Raw genomic sequence first — 18,396 nt, forward strand, 5'->3', positions numbered from 1 at the left:
GGTGTGACGGCCGGGCGTGTGCGACGCTCCGGCGATGTGGCGGTCGGGCGTACGGACGTTCCGGCTGTACGGAGTTTTCTGGTGCGGGAAGGCGGCAGTGGGCGTGGCGGTGCAGGAGGCGAGACACGGTGCGGGGCACGGTGCCGGGTCGGGTGCCGGGTCGGGCACCGGACCGGGTGGCGGGCGGAGCGGTGGTCCGGGTGGCGGGCCGGGCGGAGGCCTGGGCGGGGGGGCGGGCGTGCACGAGGGCGAATGCACGTGCGGGGACTGCCCGCACGGGGCGCGTACGGGGCACCGGCGGGCTGTCGCCGCGTTCCTCGCCAAGCGTGACGCGCTGGCGTCCGGGCAGGGACTGCCCGCCGGCGTCGCGCACTCGGCCTCCGCGTCCCGGCAGTGGGTGTCCGACGAACTCACCCAGTCCGCGGACCTCGTCGCCGAACGCGGCCGCCTCGAGGGCGAGGCATGGCTGGGCCGGCTGTGGCGGTACACCGCGTACACCGTGTGGGCCGGCGTCGTCGTCCTCCTGCTCGTGCAGGCGCTCACCGCGATCGGGGCCGGCTGGACGGCGGCACGGACGGCCGGGCTGCTCGCCGCGGTCGTTCTGGCCGGACTCCTGACGGGTGCGGCCCGGCTGCACCGGACGCGGGGCGGGGCCCTCGCGCCGGTCATCGGCGAGGACAACCGGCTCTCCACCTCGCGCGCGGTCGCCACCGGCTGGGTGCTGCTCGTGGTGTACGCGGTGCTCGTGCTGGTGGGCCAGCTGGCGGTGGCCTCGGCGCCCGGCCGCCGGGACGAACTCATCGCCGGGCTCGAACTTGCCCGGGGCGCCGGTGTCGTGACCGTAGTCGCCGTGGTGTGCGGGGTCGCGGTGCTGGTGCGGCGGGTGGTCGGGCTGCGGGTGCTGGGGCAGCGGCTGCAGAAGGTCCGCGCGGGCCGGCCGCGCGCGGCGGACCTGCTGACCGACGACTCCGGGCGGGGGAGCTTCGCGGACATCCAGTACGTCGTGATCGGCGGGGTCGCTCTGGTCTTCGCGGCGGTGCGGCTGGCCCGGCGGCCGTCCCAATTGCCCGATCTTCCGTGGGGGCTGGCCCTGTTGGTGCTGGTGTCGGCCGCGACCTATCTCGCCGGGAAGTACGCCGAGGGCGGGCGGCCGGTGATCCTCTCCGTGGTCCGGTCCCGTGAGGCGGGTGATCTGGACGCGCCCATTCGCACCGGGGACGACATCGAGATCCGGGGGGCCGGGTTCGTGCCGCCCGGGGCGCAGACCGCGGACCGGCTGTCGCGGATGGTCGTGCGGATCGGGCCGGTGCATGTGCACGTGCCGTTGGTGCCGGTGCCCGGGGGGTTCAGCAATCCCACGGACGCGGTGCTGACGGTGCCCGTGCCGGTGGACGTGGAGCCGGGCCGGGTGGAGGTGCAGGTGGTCACGGCGGCGGGCGTCGAGACGAATCGCTACGAGATCGACGTGACGGACTGAGGAGTAGCTGTCGCCCATCGCGGCAGCCCGGCTTCGGCTCCGCCTGCGGGGGCGGCAATCAGTCCGTCCGGCATTTGGGAGCGGGGTCCGGGGCGGAGCCCCACGGATGGGAAGGGCAGGGGCGGAGGGGGCGAAGAAAGGTTGTGGGGTGCCTGGGCCGGGCGGGGCGAGCCCGGGCGTTCCGTGAGGTGGAGCCCGAAAAAAGGTTCCAGCCCTTGAGTGGGGGAACGGATTCGTACGTATGGTCTGTTGAGTGGTCAACGGCACGCGGGCGAAAGGCGGCGGAGAGCGATGACTCACGGTATGCGGACGGATACTCACACCCAGTATCTGGAGGAGAGGCGGGACTGGCGGGACACCGCTACCCGCTACGCCCTGTTGCCACTCCGCATCTTCCTGGGTGTCACCTTCATCTACGCCGGCCTCGACAAACTGACCGACAGCGCCTTCATGAAGGCCTCCGGATCGGGCTCGATCGGCGACATGATGCGCACGGTGCGTGACTCCTCCGCGATACCGGCCCTCGTCGACCTGTCCCTGAAGAGCCCCGTCGGCTTCGGCTACGCCATCGCGTTCGGCGAGCTGGCTGTCGGAATAGGCACCCTGATCGGCCTGTTGGGCCGCCTCGCCGCACTGGGCGGCGCACTCATCTCGCTCAGCCTGTGGCTGACCGTGAGCTGGGCCTCCGACCCGTACTACTACGGCAACGACCTGGCCTATCTGATGGCCTGGACCCCTCTCGTGCTGGCGGGCACCTCGATCTTCTCCGTGGATTCGGCTCTACGAGCCCGGCGCAAGCAGCGCGCCGGGGCCTACCGCTAGAACCGTCCTAGGAGTTCACGCCGCGCGGACCCCGGTCCGCGCGGCGTTTGCGTATCCCGTGGGTCACGGATGCCACCGCGCCCGCCAGGCAGAGGCCGACGACAACGACGGGGATGATCGCGAACCACTCGGTGTCCCACCAGCCGCCCGCGTCTCCGGCGTAGGCGATGCCTCCGGCGGTGAGGAAGAGGCCCGCCACCAGCTTTCCGGGCTGGAACTCATGACGTGGCACGGGCCACCTCCGCCTGGCCCACGCCGACCTGGAGGTCGAGGTCGAGGGTGCCGCCGTCCTTGCCGCCCGTCGTCGGCGGCAGGGTCACCTGCTTGTGCTTGCCCGGTTCCACGTCCACGTCCTTCTTGTTGTCACCCGGCAACTGGATGTCTCCGACGCCCACCTCGATGGTGAGCCGGACGGTCGCGTCCTTGGGGACGATCACCTTCAGCCGGCCCGCGCCGACCTGGGCATCGGTCTTCACCGTCTGCCCCTTGGCCAGGTCGACGCGGCTGAGGTCGAGGGTGCCCACGCCGGTGCCGAGGTCGTAACTCGGCCGTACGTCGGCCGCGGTCGCCGGAGTCCAGCTCGTCCGTACCCAGTGTGTGTCGATGTCCTTGGGCAGGGCCGCGGAGGCCGCGAGGAGGCCTGCCGTGATCACCGCCAGGAAGATTGTTCCCGCGCCCGTGCGGCCACGGAAGGCGCTGACGGTGATGCCCAGGCCGAACACGATGAGGGCGGCGGCAAGTCCGGCCTGAAGGCTGGTGCCGAGCGCCTGGTCGTGCCAGGTCAGGCCGGTGCCGAGGCCGCCCGCGAGGAGGGCCAGCAGGAAGATCCGGCCGCCTATGGGGCGGGGGCCGCGCCGCTTGTGCTCCCGTTCCGTGCGCAGGTCGGGGCGGGAGGTGCCGCGGGCGATGTTGAGCGCGGCCGCGACATCCCGGTCCAGGGTCTCCGGCGGGCCCCACATGTAGCCGGTGCCGCCGACGTGCGAACCGTCCTTGACGATCGGGTCGCGCCACCAGGAGGGATAGGAGGCGGGTACGGGCGGGGCCTGAGCCTCCGGCGGGGCGTCGGCGACGGCCTGCGCGGCGAGCGGATCCGGGTCGGGGGCGCCGCGGTTCTGCGACCAGTAGCCCGCGCCCGCCAGCAGCAGCGACAGGATGACGGCGAACGTCAGCACGCTGCCGTTCTTGAGCATGGACAGGAACACTCCGCAGCCGACCAGCGCGAAGAGCACGGCGGTCAGCGCCTGGCCGTCGACACGGCCGGTGAGCAGCTTGCGGACCTCGTTCTCCTCCTCCTCGTCGTACGGGACGAAGAGCCAGGCGAAGCCGTAGAAGATGAGGCCGATGCCGCCGGTCGCGGCGAGCACCGCGAGCACGATCCGGAAGATCACCGGGTCCATGTCGCACTGCCGGCCGAGCCCGGCGCACACCCCGCCCAGCATCTTCTGCCGACGGTCGCGCCGGAACCTGCGCGGCACCTCGGGGGCGGCGCCGGCGTCCGCGGGCCGCGCCGCGGCCGCTTCCCCGTGAGCGCGCGGCTCATCACCCCGAGCGGTGCCGGGGTCCGGCTCCGCCGCCGCGTGCTGCTGATCTGTCATGCGTCCATGGTGACGGGCGGGACGGCGCGGCGGCAGTCGGGATGACCCTGGCCGAACCCTGATATCCGCCCGGAGGGGTGGGCGGGACCGTTCGAGCGCCGGTCCCCGAGATCAGGGGAGTGCAGATCAGGAGCGAAGATCAGGAGCGAAGATCAGGGGAGTATCGGGGGCCGACCCTGATGCTCCGGTCCGCCGGGCGTGTGAACATCGATGGCATGCCGGAAGCCGCAGCCATGCCCGTCGACGACCCGCGGCCCCCGCGCAAGCTCTACCGCAGCAGCGACGGACGCTGGCTCGGGGGCGTGGCGCGAGGGCTTGCCGGGCATCTCGGGCTGCCCGTGGTCTGGGTGCGGCTGATGTTCGTCGGACTGTTCATGGCGGACGGACTCGGCGCGCTGCTGTACGCGGCGTTCTGGTTCTTCGTGCCGCTCGGCGTCGGCGGCGTCGGCTCCGGCGGCCGCACATCGGCGTTCACCACCGAGACCTCGCCCGACGGCCGGCGCCGACTCGTGGCCCGCAAGCCGGACAAGGGCCAGATCGTCGCCCTGCTCCTCATGGTCGTCGTGGCCATGGTCTTCGTCGGCAACGTGAATCTCGGCGGCGGCACGAAGGCGTATCTGTGGCCGACGGTCCTCGTCGGCGCGGGTGTCGCCCTGGTCTGGCGCCAGGCGGACAACGCGCGCCGCGCCCGCTGGGCGGAGGTCGGCCGCCGTCGCCGTACGCTCACGCTGCTGCGGTCCGCGGCGGGCGTTCTGCTCGTCACCGCCGGCGTCTCCGGGATATTCGTCCTCCAGGGCTCCGCGGCCCACCTCGGCTCGGTGCTCCAGGCGGCGCTCGCGGTCCTCGTCGGGATCGCGCTGCTCGCCGGCCCCTATCTGATCCGGATGACCCAGGACCTCTCCGAGGAGCGCCTGATGCGCATCCGCGCGCAGGAGCGGGCCGAAGTCGCCGCCCACGTCCACGACTCGGTGCTGCACACCCTGACCCTGATCCAGCGCAACGCGGAGAACGCGAACGAGGTGCGCCGGCTGGCCCGCGCCCAGGAGCGCGATCTGCGGGCCTGGCTCTACAAGCCGGAGGGCAGCGGCAAGGACGAGGACGAGGAACCCGACACCCTCGCCGAGGCGGTCCGCCGCCATGCCGCCGAGGTCGAGGACAAGCACGGCGTTCCCATCGAGGTCGTCGTCGTGGGCGACTGCCCGCTCGACGACCGTCTGACCGCACAGATGCAGGCAGCACGCGAAGCGATGGTGAACGCGGCCAAGTACGGTGGCGAGGGCGGCGCCGTACAGGTCTACGCCGAAGTCGAGGGCAGGACGGTCTTCGTGTCCGTCCGCGACCGAGGCCCCGGCTTCGACCTCGACGCGATACCCGCCGACCGCATGGGCGTCAGAGAATCGATCATCGGCCGCATGGAGCGCAACGGCGGCACGGCGCGACTGCGCGCGGTGCCGGACGGCGGCACGGAGGTCGAGCTGGAGATGGAAAGGGCGGAGAAGACGTCATGAGCGACACGAACGAGCCTGTGGAGTCCGGCGGTTCGGCCGGGGAGACCCCCGCGGCCGCAGCATCCCAAGGCGCCGCCCCCGCGGCCGGTCCGGGCGGCGCCGAGGGCGGGCGCCGGGTGCGCGTGGTGCTCGTCGACGACCACCGCATGTTCCGTACGGGGGTCCAGGCCGAGATCGGCGAGACCGAGCGGACCGGCGTCGAAGTGGTCGGCGAAGCCGCGGATGTCGACCAGGCGGTCACGGTCATCACGGCCACCCGCCCCGAGGTGGTCCTCCTCGACGTCCACCTTCCCGGCGGCGGCGGTGTCGAAGTACTGCGCCGCTGCGCCCCGTTGATGGGCGACGCCGAGCAGCCGGTCCGTTTCCTCGCGCTGTCCGTGTCGGACGCCGCAGAGGACGTGATCGGCGTGATCCGCGGCGGTGCCCGGGGGTACGTCACCAAGACGATCACCGGCACGGATCTCGTGGACTCCGTCTTCCGCGTCCAGGACGGCGACGCGGTCTTCTCCCCGCGACTCGCCGGATTCGTCCTCGACGCCTTCGCCTCCACCGACGCCCCGCCCGTCGACGAGGACATGGACCGCCTCACCCAGCGCGAACGCGAGGTCCTGCGCCTGATCGCCCGGGGCTACGCGTACAAGGAGATCGCCAAGCAGCTCTTCATCTCCGTCAAGACGGTCGAGTCGCACGTCTCGGCGGTCCTGCGCAAACTCCAGCTGTCGAACCGCCACGAGCTGACCCGCTGGGCTACGGCACGTCGGCTGGTCTGACGAGCCGTAGCCCAAACGGGAGCCCGTTGATCACACCACTCGGGTGGCTCCGGCGAAGGGCATCTCGCTGATCGGGGCCAGCCGTACGGGTGCCGACGGATTGGGGGCGTGGATCATCTGGCCGTTGCCGACGTAGATGCCCACGTGGGTGATCCCCGAGTAGAAGAACACCAGGTCGCCGGGGCGGAGTTCGGAGAGGGTGACCCGCTGGCCGGCGTTGATCTGCGAATAGGTCGTCCGGGGCAGGGAGATGCCCGCGGAACGGTACGCGGCCTGGGCGAGCCCGGAGCAGTCGAAGGCGTCGGGGCCGGTGGCGCCCCACACATAGGGGCTGCCGAGCTTCGAGTAGGCGTAGGCGACGGCCGCCGCCGCCCGGGAGTTGGGCGCCGCGGTGGTGGCGCCGCCCGCACTGGTGGCACCGGATGTGCCGGATGGTGCCACCGGGGCCAGATCGCGGGCCGAGGAGCGCGAGACGTGCTGCTGCTCGCCCGCGCCACCCCGCTCCACGTACTGCGTGCGCTGCTCCGGGGTGAGCCGCGCGAGGAGTCGGCGTGCCGCGTCGAGCTTCTCGTTGATCACCTTCTTCTGCTGCTTCAGTTCGGTCTGCCGCGACTTGAGCGCGGCCAGTTCGATGTGCGCCGCGCCGCGCAACTGCTCGATCTCACGCAGCTGTTTGCGCACCCCGGCGACTTCCGCCGACTGCCGGGTGCCGACCCGCTCGGCGAACGCGGCCCCTTCCAGGTACTGGTCGGGGCGGTCGGAGAGCGCGAGTTGCACCACCGGGTCGAGTCCACCGCTTCGGTACTGCGCCGCCGCCATCGAACCCAGTGCCTCCCGCGCAGAGTTGAGCCGGTCCTCCCGGCGGGCCGCCTCGTCGCGGAGTGCGCCCAGGTGCGCCTCCGTCCGGTCGGCCTTCTCCTTGGCGCCGTCGTACTTCTGGGTGGCGACCTCCGCCTCCTCGTACAACTTGTCGACCTTGGCCTTCACCTGCGCCGGGGACAGCTGGGGGTCGGCATGCCCGATCCCGTCGAAGCCGGTCGCCGTCGCCGCGCCCGCGAGGGCGATGGTGACTGCTGTGCGGGCCGTGTTTCCGCCGATCGAGCGCTGTTTGGACTTGCGGTGCGCTGCCACGAGGGCCCACATCCTTCCGTGCGACCGCCCTTGCGGGTGCGGTCAAGCGGTGACACGTCCGGCGACGGCTCACACAGGGGGAGCGGGCCGCCGCCGGACCTTCTCGGCGGTGGTGTCCGACTGCCGCCCCTGGCCCGGGCGGCGGTGGGGAGCCGGTCACCTGGGGGAGGACGTTAAACCTGGGAGTGCGGCGTTGGTAACGCTATGTGCGGAACTGTCGCTACTGGATCGCCGAGTGACCGCATGTGGCCAAGATTCAAGCCCCGCATCGCCGACTTCACACAGGGTGATGACCGATGCGGCGAATCCCGGACAACCGGAGTGGCGCCGGTGCTACGGACGACACGCGATGGCCCGGTGAAAAAAGGGTGACAAGAGGGGGCGAAGCGAAGGGGCGGCCCGGTGAGAAGGGGCGCCTGGGTGTGCGGTTAGGCTCCGGCCCCATGGACGTACTCATCCATCTCTTCGTCGGCCTGCACATCATCGGCATCGCCGCGCTCCTCGGCGGCTTCTTCACCCAGATGAAGGCGATGGGCAAGGGCACCGCCCGCTTCGTCCCCGCGATGCTGCACGGCGCGCTGACCATGCTCGTCACCGGCGTCGCCCTGGTCGGGCTCAACCAGGCCGACGGCAACACGGTCAACACCTTCAAGATCGGTGTGAAGCTGGCCCTGCTGATCGTGATCCTCGGGCTCGTCTATGTGAAGCGGGACGACGAGACGGTGGACAAGCGCCTCTTCGGCCTCGTCGGGCTGCTGACCGTCGCGAACATCTTCATCGCCGTCCTCTGGACCTGACCGGCGAAACACCCGCGCGCGGGGATGCGCCGGCCTTCTCACCCCCGTGCGGCAGGCTTGACCGGCCCTCGCCCCCTCCCGCGCGGCGGGCTGACCGGCCCCTGAACCTCTTCGCCCCCACCTCTGCGCCGCGGACTTGACCCGGCATCCTCACCCGCCAGTCGCGGATCTGACGGCGAGGGCGGCGCCCGCGGCGACCGCGAGCCACGCCGCCACCGCGATCCACAGCAGCACCTGCCCCGGCCCCTTGAGCCAGAAGACGTCGAGGGCGGCCGCGACCGAGAGGGTCGCCACCGCCGTCATCCCCATCGGGAAGACGGTCGCCCAGCGCCGCGCGTCGTACCGCGGGCGCGGCCACACCGCCTCCGTGACGAGCAGCACGCAGTAACAGGTGAGGTCGAGCACGAGCAGTGCGCCGGTCGCGGCGCGCAGGACGCCCTGGTCGTCGTTGTTCCACAGGTAGATGTTCACGTCGTGCGCGGTGACGAGTCTCGCCCCGGCCAGCGCCGAGATCGCGAACGCGCCGCCCGCCACCCAGTGGTCCCCGGCACCCCGCTTCACCTCCCACACGTCGAAGTGCCCGAACGACACCCCGTAGAGCACGATCCCCAGCCAGAACAGCACCATCGCGGTATGCGCGAGCCAGTCCGAGCCCACGGCGGTGGCGATCGTCGAGCCGAGCACCGAGAGTCCCTGCGTGGCCACGCAGACGAGGAACACCTCTCCCGCCATACGGCGCCGCCAGTGCCGTACGACGGTGAGGAGCAGGATCGGCCAGAGCGCCGCCGACAGTGCGAGCAGGGCCTCGGCGAGCCCCTGCCACCCCAGTTCGGAGATCCGGGTGCCGAGCACGGTGGTCGCCGCGACCGCGTTGAGCCCGGCCGGCGTGCCGGCCTGCTGCATCCATTGCTCCCGGTCGCCCACCAGCCGGACGAGGAAGTCCGCGGCGAGCCCGAGCCAGGCGAGCGAAGCGAGGACCAGCGCGATCCGGGAGAGGGTCTCGTGGCCGGTCAGGCGCAGTCCGATCGAGATGATGCCGGTGGCCATGACGGCGGTCCCGGCGGCGGGCGGCCGCTCCGCCCACCAGGCGCGGAACGAAGGAGTGTCCGGCATGTCCGGTGTGTCTGGCATGCGCCCGATGCTAGGGATCCCCGGACCGGTTGCCGGCGGGGCACGCGCGGGCGGGGTACGAAAACGCGGGGCACCCGGGCGTGGGGAGCGCGAAACCGCGGGGCCGCGCGTGGGGAGCACGAAAACGCCTGGCACGCGCGCGTGGGGTACGAAAACGCCCGGGTTGCGTGGGCAGGGTACGAAAACGTGGGGCGCGTGCGTGGGGCCTGAGCCGCTCCAGTCGCTCCACGCACGCGTGCCCCGCGAACGGCGTCGCTCGCACCCCGGCTTCCCCGGCGCGTGTCGCGGGGGCCGCCGCCGGGGTGGGGTGCGGAGGCTCCCTCGCGTGCACCCGCTGTCACCGTGCCGTCATGTGTGCGGCTTCCGGGTCGATGCCGGTTCCTCCTGCCGGACCGTCACCCGGGGTGACCGGTAGGTCGTCTGCGGTCACGGGCCGTCGAGGTGTCATGGCCGGAAGCCGGTCCGGCCATGAATCGCGTCACGACTTCCGGTCGAGTTCTCGGGGTGGCGGCGGGCTGTCAGTGGGGCGGCCTAGACTCGGAGAGCGATGAGCAGCCTCTTTGACGACAGCTTCCTGGCGGACCTCAAGCCCTCCGGGGCCCACGAGGACAAACACCCGCCGCCCGAGGACGATCACGTACCGGAGCAGGTTCCGGACGATCTGTTCGGCGGGAAGTTCGACATGCCGCCGAGCCGGGACGCGTACTACCGCGACGGCGCGCCCAGACCCGCCGTGGACCCGGCGGCCCTGCTGGACGGACTGAACGAGAACCAGCGCGCGGCCGTGGTGCACTCCGGCTCCCCGCTGCTCATCGTGGCCGGTGCCGGTTCCGGCAAGACCCGGGTGCTCACCCACCGGATCGCGCATCTGCTCGGCGAGCGCAACGTCCACCCCGGCCAGATCCTCGCGATCACCTTCACGAACAAGGCCGCGGGCGAGATGAAGGAGCGCGTCGAGGCGCTCGTGGGCCCGCGCGCCAACGCGATGTGGGTGATGACCTTCCACAGCGCCTGCGTCCGCATCCTGCGCCGCGAGAGCAAGACACTCGGCTTCACCTCGTCGTTCTCGATCTACGACGCCGCCGACTCCAAGCGTCTGATGGCGCTCGTCTGCCGTGATCTCGACCTCGACCCCAAGCGGTTCCCGCCGAAGTCGTTCAGCGCCAAGATCTCGAACCTGAAGAACGAGCTGATCGACGAGGAGGACTTCGCCGCCCAGGCCTCCGACGGCTTCGAGAAGACCCTCGCCCAGGCGTACGCGATGTACCAGTCGCGGCTGCGCGAGGCCAACGCGCTCGACTTCGACGACCTGATCATGACCACGGTCAATCTACTGCGCGCCTTCCCGGACGTCGCCGAGCACTACCGCCGCCGCTTCCGGCACGTCCTGGTCGACGAGTACCAGGACACCAACCACGCGCAGTACGCGCTCGTCCGGGAACTCGTGGGCACCTCCGAGCACCCCGTGGACGCACCGCCCGGCGAGTTCGACCTGCCCCCCGCCGAGCTCTGCGTCGTGGGTGACGCGGACCAGTCGATCTACGCCTTCCGCGGCGCGACCATCCGCAACATCCTCCAGTTCGAGGAGGACTACCCGAGCGCGACGACGATCCTCCTGGAGCAGAACTACCGCTCCACCCAGACGATCCTGTCCGCCGCCAACGCGGTCATCGAGCGCAACGAGTCCCGCCGCCCCAAGAACCTGTGGACCAACGCCGGCGCGGGATCGAACATCACGGGCTACGTCGCGGACACCGAGCACGACGAGGCCCAATTCGTCGCCGACGAGATAGACCGTCTCACCGACGCGGGCGAGGCCAAGGCCGGCGACGTCGCGGTCTTCTACCGTACGAACGCGCAGTCCCGTGTCTTCGAAGAGGTCTTCATCCGCGTCGGCCTGCCCTACAAGGTCGTCGGCGGCGTCCGCTTCTACGAGCGCAAGGAGGTCCGGGACGTCCTGGCGTATCTCAGGGTGCTGTCCAACCCCGAGGACTCGGTCCCGATGCGCCGCATCCTGAACGTGCCCAAGCGCGGCATCGGCGACCGCGCCGAGGCGATGATCGACGCCCTCTCGCAGCGCGAGAAGATCAGCTTCCCGGCGGCGCTGCGCCGCGTCGACGAGGCCTACGGCATGGCCGCGCGCTCCACCAACGCGGTCAAGCGGTTCAACACGCTGATGGAGGACCTCCGTACGATCGTCGAGTCCGGCGCGGGCCCGGCCACCATCCTGCAGGCAGTCCTCGAACGCACCGGCTATCTCGCCGAGTTGCAGAACTCGACCGACCCGCAGGACGAGACCCGGGTCGAGAACCTCCAGGAACTCGCCTCCGTGGCCCTGGAGTTCGAGCAGGAGACCGGTGAGGGCGAGAACGCGGGCGGACTCGCCGCGTTCCTGGAGCGGGTCGCGCTCGTCGCCGACTCCGACCAGATCCCGGACGAGGAGGACGGCAACGGCGTCATCACCCTGATGACCCTGCACACCGCCAAGGGCCTCGAATTCCCCGTGGTCTTCCTGACCGGCATGGAGGACGGCGTCTTCCCGCACATGCGCGCCCTCGGACAGGTCAAGGAGCTGGAGGAGGAGCGGCGCCTGGCGTACGTCGGCATCACCCGCGCGCGGGAGCGGCTCTACCTCACCCGGTCGTCGATGCGCAGTGCCTGGGGGCAGCCCTCGTACAACCCGCCCTCCCGCTTCCTGGAGGAGATCCCGGCGACCCATCTGGACTGGAAGCGCACGGGAGCGATGGCGCCCGTGTCGGCCGGCCCGGTCTCCGGTGTCGCCGCGTCCCTGTCCTCGTCGCGCTCACGGTCCGCGGCCTCGGGTGCCTCCGGGTTCGCCACGCGCCGTGGTTTCTCCGAGAAGCCGGTGGTCTCGCTGGCCGTCGGGGACCGGGTCACGCACGACCAGTTCGGCCTCGGCACCGTCGTCGGGGTGAAGGGGACGGGTGCGAACGCGGAGGTGACGGTCGACTTCGGAGAGCCCAAGCCGAAGCGGCTGCTGCTGCGGTACGCGCCGGTGGAGAAGCTGTAGCCCGCGAGATCATTCGCGGCACCGGATCGCGGGGACCTTTGGCTGTCCGAGGACGGCTGGGGGGCCCGGCGGTCACCCGCCCCTCGCGCCCCGGGACCACGTGCGCCCCGGGTTGTTACGTGGGGTCCAGGCCGTGGCTGCGGAGCCAGGGCAGCGGGTCGATCGCCGCGCCGCCGGCCGGACGGACCTCGAAGTGCAGGTGCGGACCGGTCGAGTTGCCGGAGTTCCCGGAGAAGGCGATCTGGTCACCGGCCTTCACGGTGGTGCCGGAAGGGACCTTGTACGTGGAGAGGTGGCAGTACCACGTCTCCGTGCCGTCCATCGCGGTCACGATCATCATGTTGCCGTACGCGCTGTTCCACTGCGTCCGGACGGTCCCGTCGGTCGCGGACATCACCGGCGTGCCGTAGGAGACCGGGAAGTCGATGCCCGTGTGCACGGACATCCAGTTGACGCCCGCCTGGCCGAAGTAGGCGCTGAGGCCCCGCTGCGTCACCGGGAGAAGGAACTTCGGACGCAGCCGCTCCTTGCGGGCCGCCTCCTCCGCCGCCTTCTTCTTCTCCGTCGTCTGCTGGGCCTTGAGGTCGATACGTTCCTGCGTGCGGCTCGCCCGGTCGGCGAAGTCGTCCGCGCCCGCGGAGAGGCTCTGGAGCTGGGTGTCCAGTTTGATGTTGGCGGCCGACGGCTTCACCGAGGTCGCGTCGGAGGCGCTGGCCGTCGTGTCCTTCGAGTTGTCCCCGCCGAGACCACCGACGCCGCCCACGGAGGCGGCGGCGATCCCCGCGACCCCCATCACGCAGACGGAGGGCACCGCGACGGTCAGCAGAGCGGAACGCTTCGCGGGGCTGCGGCGCCGGGAACGGGAAGCGGTTCGTGTCACGGGACGCCGGGCCGGGGTGATCTCTTCCATGTCGTCGAGCAGCGGCCTCTCGCGCCCCTCGTCGTACGGGTCGTACGCGTCGTCGGAGTCGTCCGTGTCCGCGACGTCCTCGGCATCGTCGAACTCGTCCTCGTCGGAGGTGAGTTGACCGTGGGCCGCCTGGTCGAAGGTCGCGGTCGCCTGCTGGTCGAAGGGGACCGGAGCACTCGGATCGGACTGCTGCTCGTACGTCATGTCGAGCTGCGTGAGCTCGTGGTTGTACGACCCGGGCTCGGAGTGCTGCTGTTCGTACGACTCGGCCTGCGGGTGCTGCTGCTCGTACGGCTCATACGGCTCGGACGGGGACTGCTGCTGTTCGTAGGATTCGTGCTGCGGGTGCTCGTACCCCTGGTATGCGTCCTGGCCGCCGGCGCTGTTCCACTGCGTTGCGTCGTACGCGCCCGTTCCCTGCGTCGGCACGGTCCACTGCTGGGTCCCGTCCAGCGGCTGCTCGGGCCGGATCCAGGCGTTCGCGTCCCACTGGCCCGAGGCGTCGGGGCCCGGATGCTGCGCGGGGATGTCGGCGAGCTGCTGGTAGCCGTTCGTCCATGCCGTCGTGTCGTGGGCGCCGGTGTCGTAGGCGGCCTGGTGCTGTGCCGCGTACGGGTCGTAGTTCAGCGGCTGTTGGGCGCCGGCGTTCCATTGCGTGGCGTCGTACGAACCGGTGCCACCGCCTCCGCCCGGCATAGTGCCGAAGAGCGGGTCACCGGCGAAATCCGTGCCGGAGCAGGAGCCTGCGGTGGCCGCGTTCTCGCCCGAGTCGAAAGCCGTGGCGGAGTAGTCGCCGTACGCGGTGAAGTCGCCGTACTGGGCTTCTTGCGCACCGTACGGCGCGTAGAGCGCCGAGGCGGCGTCGGAAGCCGGAGCCGGAGGAGTCACGATCCCCGACGGGTGACGGTCGTTCACCAACTTCTCTTTCGCCTCGACAACAGGGGCTGGCAGAGCAGTGCGGTGACTGTACCCGGCGGTATGCGGGCGCGACAATCTTCGGCAGGTTTCCCCTTCGTAGGAAACGGGCATTCGGCCGTGTTTCGGGGAAGGGAGGGCAAGGCTTTGGCCTGGCGTTCGATAAGCGTTCGAAGTGTTGGGGTCCCAGGAGGGGTGTCGGGCGGCCGTCAGCCCTCCCTCGGCCGGCCTTCACCCCGTCCTCAACCCCTCCCTAACCTGTCCTCACCCTGTCCTCACCCTGTCCTCAGGCCACCGTGAGGCCGCTGATCCGGGCGGCGGTACGGCTTCCCGAGACCTCGATGTCGAGTGCCTGCCGGATCCCTGTGGCGACGGCCGGATGCACGGGCAGCGCGAGATGGCCGACACCGCTCACGCGGACGTTCTGCGCGAGCAGGTCGGGATGCTCGACGCAGGCCGTCTCCAGCGGGTCCATCAGGTGGTCGAGATCGCTCCAGAAGCTGACGAACTGGGTACGGCAGCCAGGGGCGGGCCCGGTCAGCTCCTGGATCACGGCGGAACCGGGGCGCATCTGCCGGACGATCGGGTGCGCGTTCATCAAGGGGGCGACGCGGGTGCCCGAGTGCGGGGTGCCGAGCGTGACGAGTGTGCGGACGTGGGTGTCGCCGCCGAGACACTGCACGTAGTAGCGCGCGATCAGCCCGCCGAGGCTGTGCCCGACGATGTCCACCTGCTCATGACCCGTGCGCTCGCAGATCTCCTCGATGTGCCGGCCCAGCAGCTCCGCCGCGATGCGGATGTCGCATGTCAGCGGCGAGTAGTTGAGGGACTCGACGTGCTGCCTGCCGTGCTGCGCGAGGTTGCGGCGCAGCAGGACGAAGACGGAGCGGTTGTCGATGAAGCCGTGCAACAGGACGACCGGGGGTTTGGCCTCGGTGGGCAGCTGGGCGGCGACATCGGGTGAGGGGAGCGCGGGTCCGGTGCGGCGTTCCTGGGTGATCCCGGAGGGGTAGAGGAGGAGGTGTCCGGCGAGGATCGCGAGCTCCAGAGCCGTTGCCTTCAGGAGGGCCACCGACAGCCCTGCCAGTTTCGTCGGAAACAGGCGCTGACACAGGGGGAGAAAGGGCGACGCAGCCTCAGTGACCTTCATGGCCGACCTCCAGTCGACACGCGGGAGGACCGCTCCGTCCCCCGTGTGCCCTAGTGGAAAGCCGTGAGGTCGGCGACGGCGGTGGCCGACGGCGCGTCTGTGGCGTGTGAGACCGGTGACGCTACGGAGTGCTCGGCCGAAGGGGGGCGGGATACGACGCCGACCCCGGCTCCGCGACGGGTCCGCCGCGCTGGATGCGCCGACGTCGTGTCGTGGTGTGGAGTCGCCTTCGTGTTCCCGTGGTCCTCTTGCCGGCGTTGCTCCCCGCTGTCGTGTCTTCGCCGATGTGCCCCAGCACCACGCCGTCCGCTGACGACGCGATGGTGCGGCCACCTGGTCGCGGCTCTTCTTGCGCCCGCTCCGGCCGTGGCCCGTACGCCGCAGTTGCCTGCGACGCCAGTTCCACGATACGGAACCGTGCGCGGCGAACTTGTCCCAGTGTGTGATTTCCCCCTCGGTCTCCACCGCGAAACTGCCGGGTGCGGGATGCTGGCGATAACGTTCGTTCACTTCCCCGGCCGAAAGGGTCCGGGGCGCCTGTGCCGCTTGACGCGATCGGCGATCCGGAGTGATCCGGTGTGGCGAGCGGAAAATTGAGCGATATGTGTCGATGGTCAGTAGTCGGCGCGGTCGACAGGTATCCGTTGGTGACAGCGGGTAGTCAGTACTGGTCAATCGGTAAATTATCGATCAGTATCGGCCATCGTCGGTCGACAGTCGGTAGTCGTAGGCATGTGTCGGCAGTCCTCGTCGGTGCAGGTTGATGTAGTCGGTTCATGGAGGCAGTGATGGGTGTGGCAGCCGGTCCGATCCGCGTGGTGGTGGCCAAGCCGGGGCTCGACGGCCACGATCGCGGGGCCAAGGTGATCGCGCGGGCGCTGCGCGACGCCGGTATGGAGGTCATCTACACCGGTCTTCATCAGACCCCCGAGCAGATCGTCGACACCGCGATCCAGGAGGACGCCGACGCGATCGGCCTGTCCATCCTCTCCGGTGCTCACAACACGCTCTTCGCGGCCGTCATCGCACTCCTCAAGGAGCGCGAAGCGGAGGACATCAAGGTCTTCGGCGGCGGCATCATCCCCGAGGCGGACATCGCCCCCCTCAAGGAGAAGGGCGTCGCGGAGATCTTCACGCCGGGCGCGACGACGGTGTCGATCGTGGACTGGGTACGGGCCAACGTCAGACAGCCGGCCGGCGCGTAACCGGCGGGCGCCTGTGCCCTCACCCGGACGCGGACGGCGGCCCCCGGCATTCTCCGGCGCCGGGGAACCCGGAGAGCTTCGGGTTCTCCGGGTTCTCCGGGTTCTCCGGCGTCCGAGTAGCGGGCCGGGTGGCGACGCCAGGCGGGACCGGCCGCTCGGCGGCTCGATGGCGGCGGGTCGGGCACCGGCCGGCCCGAGGTGCCGTGCAGGCCTGGATTCTGTGTGGGGCGATGTGCCGCGCGGGCCGGAATGCCCGCGGGCCGCGGCCTCGGTCGGGTCCGGGTGCCACCGTCCGCGCCGGGGCGGGGGCGCAGGCTCACGGTGTCGTGAGTTCGGCGGACATGGTTGCTCTCAGGCGCAAGGTCGTCACGAGTCGTTGGAACGCCTCGGCCCAGTAGCCCCCGGCCCCCGGTACTGCGTTCTCCGACTCGTCGGGGACCGAGGTGAGGCCGTCGAGCCGCGCCGCCTCCGCGGGGTCGAGGCAGCGCTCGGCCAGTCCCATGACCCCGCTGAAGCTCCACGGATAGTTCCCCGCGTCCCGCGCGATGTCGAGCGCGTCCACCACCGCCCGCCCGAGGCTCCCCGCCCAGGGCACCGCGCACACCCCGAGCAGCTGGAACGCCTCGGACAGCCCGTGTGTACCGATGAACCCGGCCACCCACTCGGCCCGCTCCCCGGCGCCCAGAGTGGCGAGCAGTTTGGCCCGCTCGGCCAGCGACACAGCCCCGGGCCCCCCGGCCTCCGGAGCGGAGGGTGTTCCGAGGAGCGCCCTCGACCACCCGGGATCGCGCTGGCGTACTGCCGCCCGGCACCACGCCGCGTGCAGCTCCGCCTGCCAGCCGTCCGCCACGGGCAGGGCGACCATTTCTTCCGGTGAACGCCCGCCGAGCCGCTCCCGCCAGGTCCCGAGTGATGCCGCTTCGACCAACTGGCCCAGCCACCAAGACCGTTCACCTCGACCGGCCGGGGGTTTCGGCACCACCCCGTCCCGCTCCATCGACGCGTCGCACTCGTGCGGTGCCTCGACCACGATCACGGGCGCGGGGCGCGTACGGTCGACGGCCACGCACGAGACGGCCCTGGCCGCCATCCGGGCGGCGAGAGCGGATCCCGGCAGCGCGGACAGCAGCTCGGCCGCCGTCGCCCGTACATTGCGACTGCGGTCGGCCAGGGCCCGCTCAAGGAACGGTTCGTCCTCGGCGCACAGCCCGGACCGCAGCGAGTCGAGGAACATCAGCCGGTCCTCGGCCCGCTCCGTCGTCCAGGTCGCGACCAGCAACTCGCGCGCGGCGGACGGGTCCTTGGCCCGCACCGCCGCCAGCAGGGCGACCCGTTCTGCGAACAGCCCTTCCTGCCAAAGCTGTTGTACGTGACCGGCCTCCTCCGGATCCGGCAGCGCGGCGCCGCCGCCGGGCGAGGCGCGCAGCGCGAACCGCCACTCCGGATTCAGCCGGGCCAGCCACAGCGCCCGCGGCCCGGCGAAGGTCAGTGCGGCGGGACGCAGGTCCGTGCGCCCCCGGGCCGCGTCGAGAAGCGCCGGAAGGGTCTGCGGGGGTGCGGCGAATCCGCGCGCGTTCGCCAGGCTCAGCCACTGGGGCAGCAGCTCCATGAGATCGGGCGCCGCCCCCCTGCGGCCGCCGCCCGTGCCGGGGCGGTCCGCCAGCAGCGTCGCCAGTCTGCGGGCCGCCGCGGGCGGCAGCGTGGTCCGCGGGTCCGGTGCCGCAGGCTCCGGACGGGCCGCTGCCCGTGCCGGCCGTATCCCGGCCCGCCGCCGCACGGTCTCCACGGCGGCCGCGTCCAGCAGCGCCACCGGAGCCTGCTGCCCTGGGCGCTGCCCGGGGGGCGTACGTCGCTCGGTCCCGAGCAGCGCCACGGTGACGAGCTCCTCCCAGGAACCGCCGACGGGCGCGTCCGTCGAAGCCGAAGTCGTGTTCATCGGGATTCCTCCGTGGAT

At 71.1% G+C, this 18,396-nt stretch carries 14 protein-coding genes; 7 read left to right on the forward strand and 7 right to left on the reverse strand.

What is annotated here, in order from left to right; translation table 11 throughout:
* Positions 1-103: 103 nt before the first annotated feature.
* A complete protein-coding gene (locus N4G66_RS22265) occupies positions 104-1,477 on the forward strand; it encodes a hypothetical protein (RefSeq protein ID WP_391858858.1) in 1,374 nt (457 codons plus the stop codon).
* Positions 1,478-1,768: 291 nt separating this feature from the next.
* Positions 1,769-2,299, forward strand: a complete 531-nt coding sequence (locus tag N4G66_RS22270) for a DoxX family protein (RefSeq protein WP_261705913.1) — start codon at positions 1,769-1,771, stop codon at positions 2,297-2,299.
* A 7-nt stretch (positions 2,300-2,306) separates the two neighbouring features.
* On the opposite strand, the gene N4G66_RS22275 is transcribed toward N4G66_RS22270, so the two are convergent.
* Together N4G66_RS22275 and N4G66_RS22280 are read right to left on the reverse strand one after the other, a co-directional pair.
* Complete coding sequence (locus tag N4G66_RS22275; protein WP_261705914.1) at positions 2,307-2,531, reverse strand: hypothetical protein; 225 nt, start codon at positions 2,529-2,531, stop codon at positions 2,307-2,309.
* Positions 2,518-3,894, reverse strand: coding sequence for a PspC domain-containing protein (locus N4G66_RS22280; RefSeq protein ID WP_261705915.1), 1,377 nt, complete (start codon positions 3,892-3,894; stop codon positions 2,518-2,520). Before N4G66_RS22280 ends, N4G66_RS22275 begins: the two co-directional genes overlap by 14 nt.
* 215 nt (positions 3,895-4,109) lie before the next feature.
* Between N4G66_RS22280 and N4G66_RS22285 the strand changes: the two genes are divergently transcribed.
* Together N4G66_RS22285 and N4G66_RS22290 are read left to right on the forward strand one after the other, a co-directional pair.
* Positions 4,110-5,402: an ATP-binding protein gene (locus tag N4G66_RS22285; protein ID WP_261705916.1), complete on the forward strand. Its 1,293-nt coding sequence runs from the start codon at positions 4,110-4,112 to the stop codon at positions 5,400-5,402.
* Entirely contained in the window at positions 5,399-6,172 is a 774-nt protein-coding gene (locus N4G66_RS22290) for a LuxR C-terminal-related transcriptional regulator (protein ID WP_261705917.1), read from the forward strand. The genes N4G66_RS22285 and N4G66_RS22290 overlap by 4 nt, the downstream gene beginning before the upstream one ends.
* A 30-nt stretch (positions 6,173-6,202) precedes the next feature.
* On the opposite strand, the gene N4G66_RS22295 is transcribed toward N4G66_RS22290, so the two are convergent.
* Entirely contained in the window at positions 6,203-7,303 is a 1,101-nt protein-coding gene (locus N4G66_RS22295; protein WP_261705918.1) for a C40 family peptidase, read from the reverse strand.
* A gap of 443 nt (positions 7,304-7,746) precedes the next feature.
* On the opposite strand from N4G66_RS22295, the gene N4G66_RS22300 reads away from it, so the two are divergent.
* A complete protein-coding gene (locus N4G66_RS22300; RefSeq protein WP_261705919.1) occupies positions 7,747-8,100 on the forward strand; it encodes a hypothetical protein in 354 nt (117 codons plus the stop codon).
* A gap of 150 nt (positions 8,101-8,250) precedes the next feature.
* On the opposite strand, the gene N4G66_RS22305 is transcribed toward N4G66_RS22300, so the two are convergent.
* Positions 8,251-9,231: a tellurite resistance/C4-dicarboxylate transporter family protein gene (locus N4G66_RS22305; RefSeq protein WP_261705920.1), complete on the reverse strand. Its 981-nt coding sequence runs from the start codon at positions 9,229-9,231 to the stop codon at positions 8,251-8,253.
* 547 nt (positions 9,232-9,778) lie between these two features.
* On the opposite strand from N4G66_RS22305, the gene pcrA reads away from it, so the two are divergent.
* Entirely contained in the window at positions 9,779-12,262 is a 2,484-nt protein-coding gene (pcrA, locus tag N4G66_RS22310) for a DNA helicase PcrA (protein WP_261705921.1), read from the forward strand.
* Between the two features lie 115 nt (positions 12,263-12,377).
* Here pcrA and N4G66_RS22315 read toward each other — a convergent pair whose 3' ends face one another.
* A complete protein-coding gene (locus N4G66_RS22315; RefSeq protein WP_261705922.1) occupies positions 12,378-14,087 on the reverse strand; it encodes a M23 family metallopeptidase in 1,710 nt (569 codons plus the stop codon).
* A 286-nt stretch (positions 14,088-14,373) separates the two neighbouring features.
* Positions 14,374-15,237, reverse strand: a complete 864-nt coding sequence (locus tag N4G66_RS22320) for an esterase/lipase family protein (RefSeq protein ID WP_261705923.1) — start codon at positions 15,235-15,237, stop codon at positions 14,374-14,376.
* Between the two features lie 788 nt (positions 15,238-16,025).
* On the opposite strand from N4G66_RS22320, the gene N4G66_RS22325 reads away from it, so the two are divergent.
* On the forward strand, positions 16,026-16,442 hold the full coding sequence (locus tag N4G66_RS22325) for a cobalamin B12-binding domain-containing protein (protein WP_037626795.1): 417 nt from the start codon (positions 16,026-16,028) through the stop codon (positions 16,440-16,442).
* Between the two features lie 316 nt (positions 16,443-16,758).
* Here the strand turns inward: N4G66_RS22325 and N4G66_RS22330 are convergent, their stop codons facing one another.
* The gene (locus tag N4G66_RS22330; protein WP_261705924.1) at positions 16,759-18,378 is read right to left on the reverse strand and encodes a DUF5691 domain-containing protein; all 1,620 of its coding nucleotides are present in this window, start codon (positions 18,376-18,378) and stop codon (positions 16,759-16,761) included.
* Positions 18,379-18,396 lie beyond the last annotated feature (18 nt).

The sequence above is a fragment of the Streptomyces rhizosphaerihabitans genome, assembly GCF_025399795.1.
Lineage (GTDB): Bacteria > Actinomycetota > Actinomycetes > Streptomycetales > Streptomycetaceae > Streptomyces > Streptomyces rhizosphaerihabitans.

Excerpts from the sequence above, each read along its gene's own strand:
- N4G66_RS22270 (WP_261705913.1), top strand. The coding sequence starts at position 1,769 with ATGACTCACGGTATGCGGACGGATACTCACACCCAGTATCTGGAGGAG.
- N4G66_RS22280 (WP_261705915.1), bottom strand. The coding sequence starts at position 3,894 with ATGACAGATCAGCAGCACGCGGCGGCGGAGCCGGACCCCGGCACCGCT.
- N4G66_RS22285 (WP_261705916.1), top strand. The coding sequence starts at position 4,110 with ATGCCGGAAGCCGCAGCCATGCCCGTCGACGACCCGCGGCCCCCGCGC.
- N4G66_RS22290 (WP_261705917.1), top strand. The coding sequence starts at position 5,399 with ATGAGCGACACGAACGAGCCTGTGGAGTCCGGCGGTTCGGCCGGGGAG.
- N4G66_RS22300 (WP_261705919.1), top strand. The coding sequence starts at position 7,747 with ATGGACGTACTCATCCATCTCTTCGTCGGCCTGCACATCATCGGCATC.
- N4G66_RS22305 (WP_261705920.1), bottom strand. The coding sequence starts at position 9,231 with ATGCCAGACACACCGGACATGCCGGACACTCCTTCGTTCCGCGCCTGG.
- pcrA (WP_261705921.1), top strand. The coding sequence starts at position 9,779 with ATGAGCAGCCTCTTTGACGACAGCTTCCTGGCGGACCTCAAGCCCTCC.
- N4G66_RS22320 (WP_261705923.1), bottom strand. The coding sequence starts at position 15,237 with ATGAAGGTCACTGAGGCTGCGTCGCCCTTTCTCCCCCTGTGTCAGCGC.
- N4G66_RS22325 (WP_037626795.1), top strand. The coding sequence starts at position 16,026 with ATGGGTGTGGCAGCCGGTCCGATCCGCGTGGTGGTGGCCAAGCCGGGG.
- N4G66_RS22330 (WP_261705924.1), bottom strand. The coding sequence starts at position 18,378 with ATGAACACGACTTCGGCTTCGACGGACGCGCCCGTCGGCGGTTCCTGG.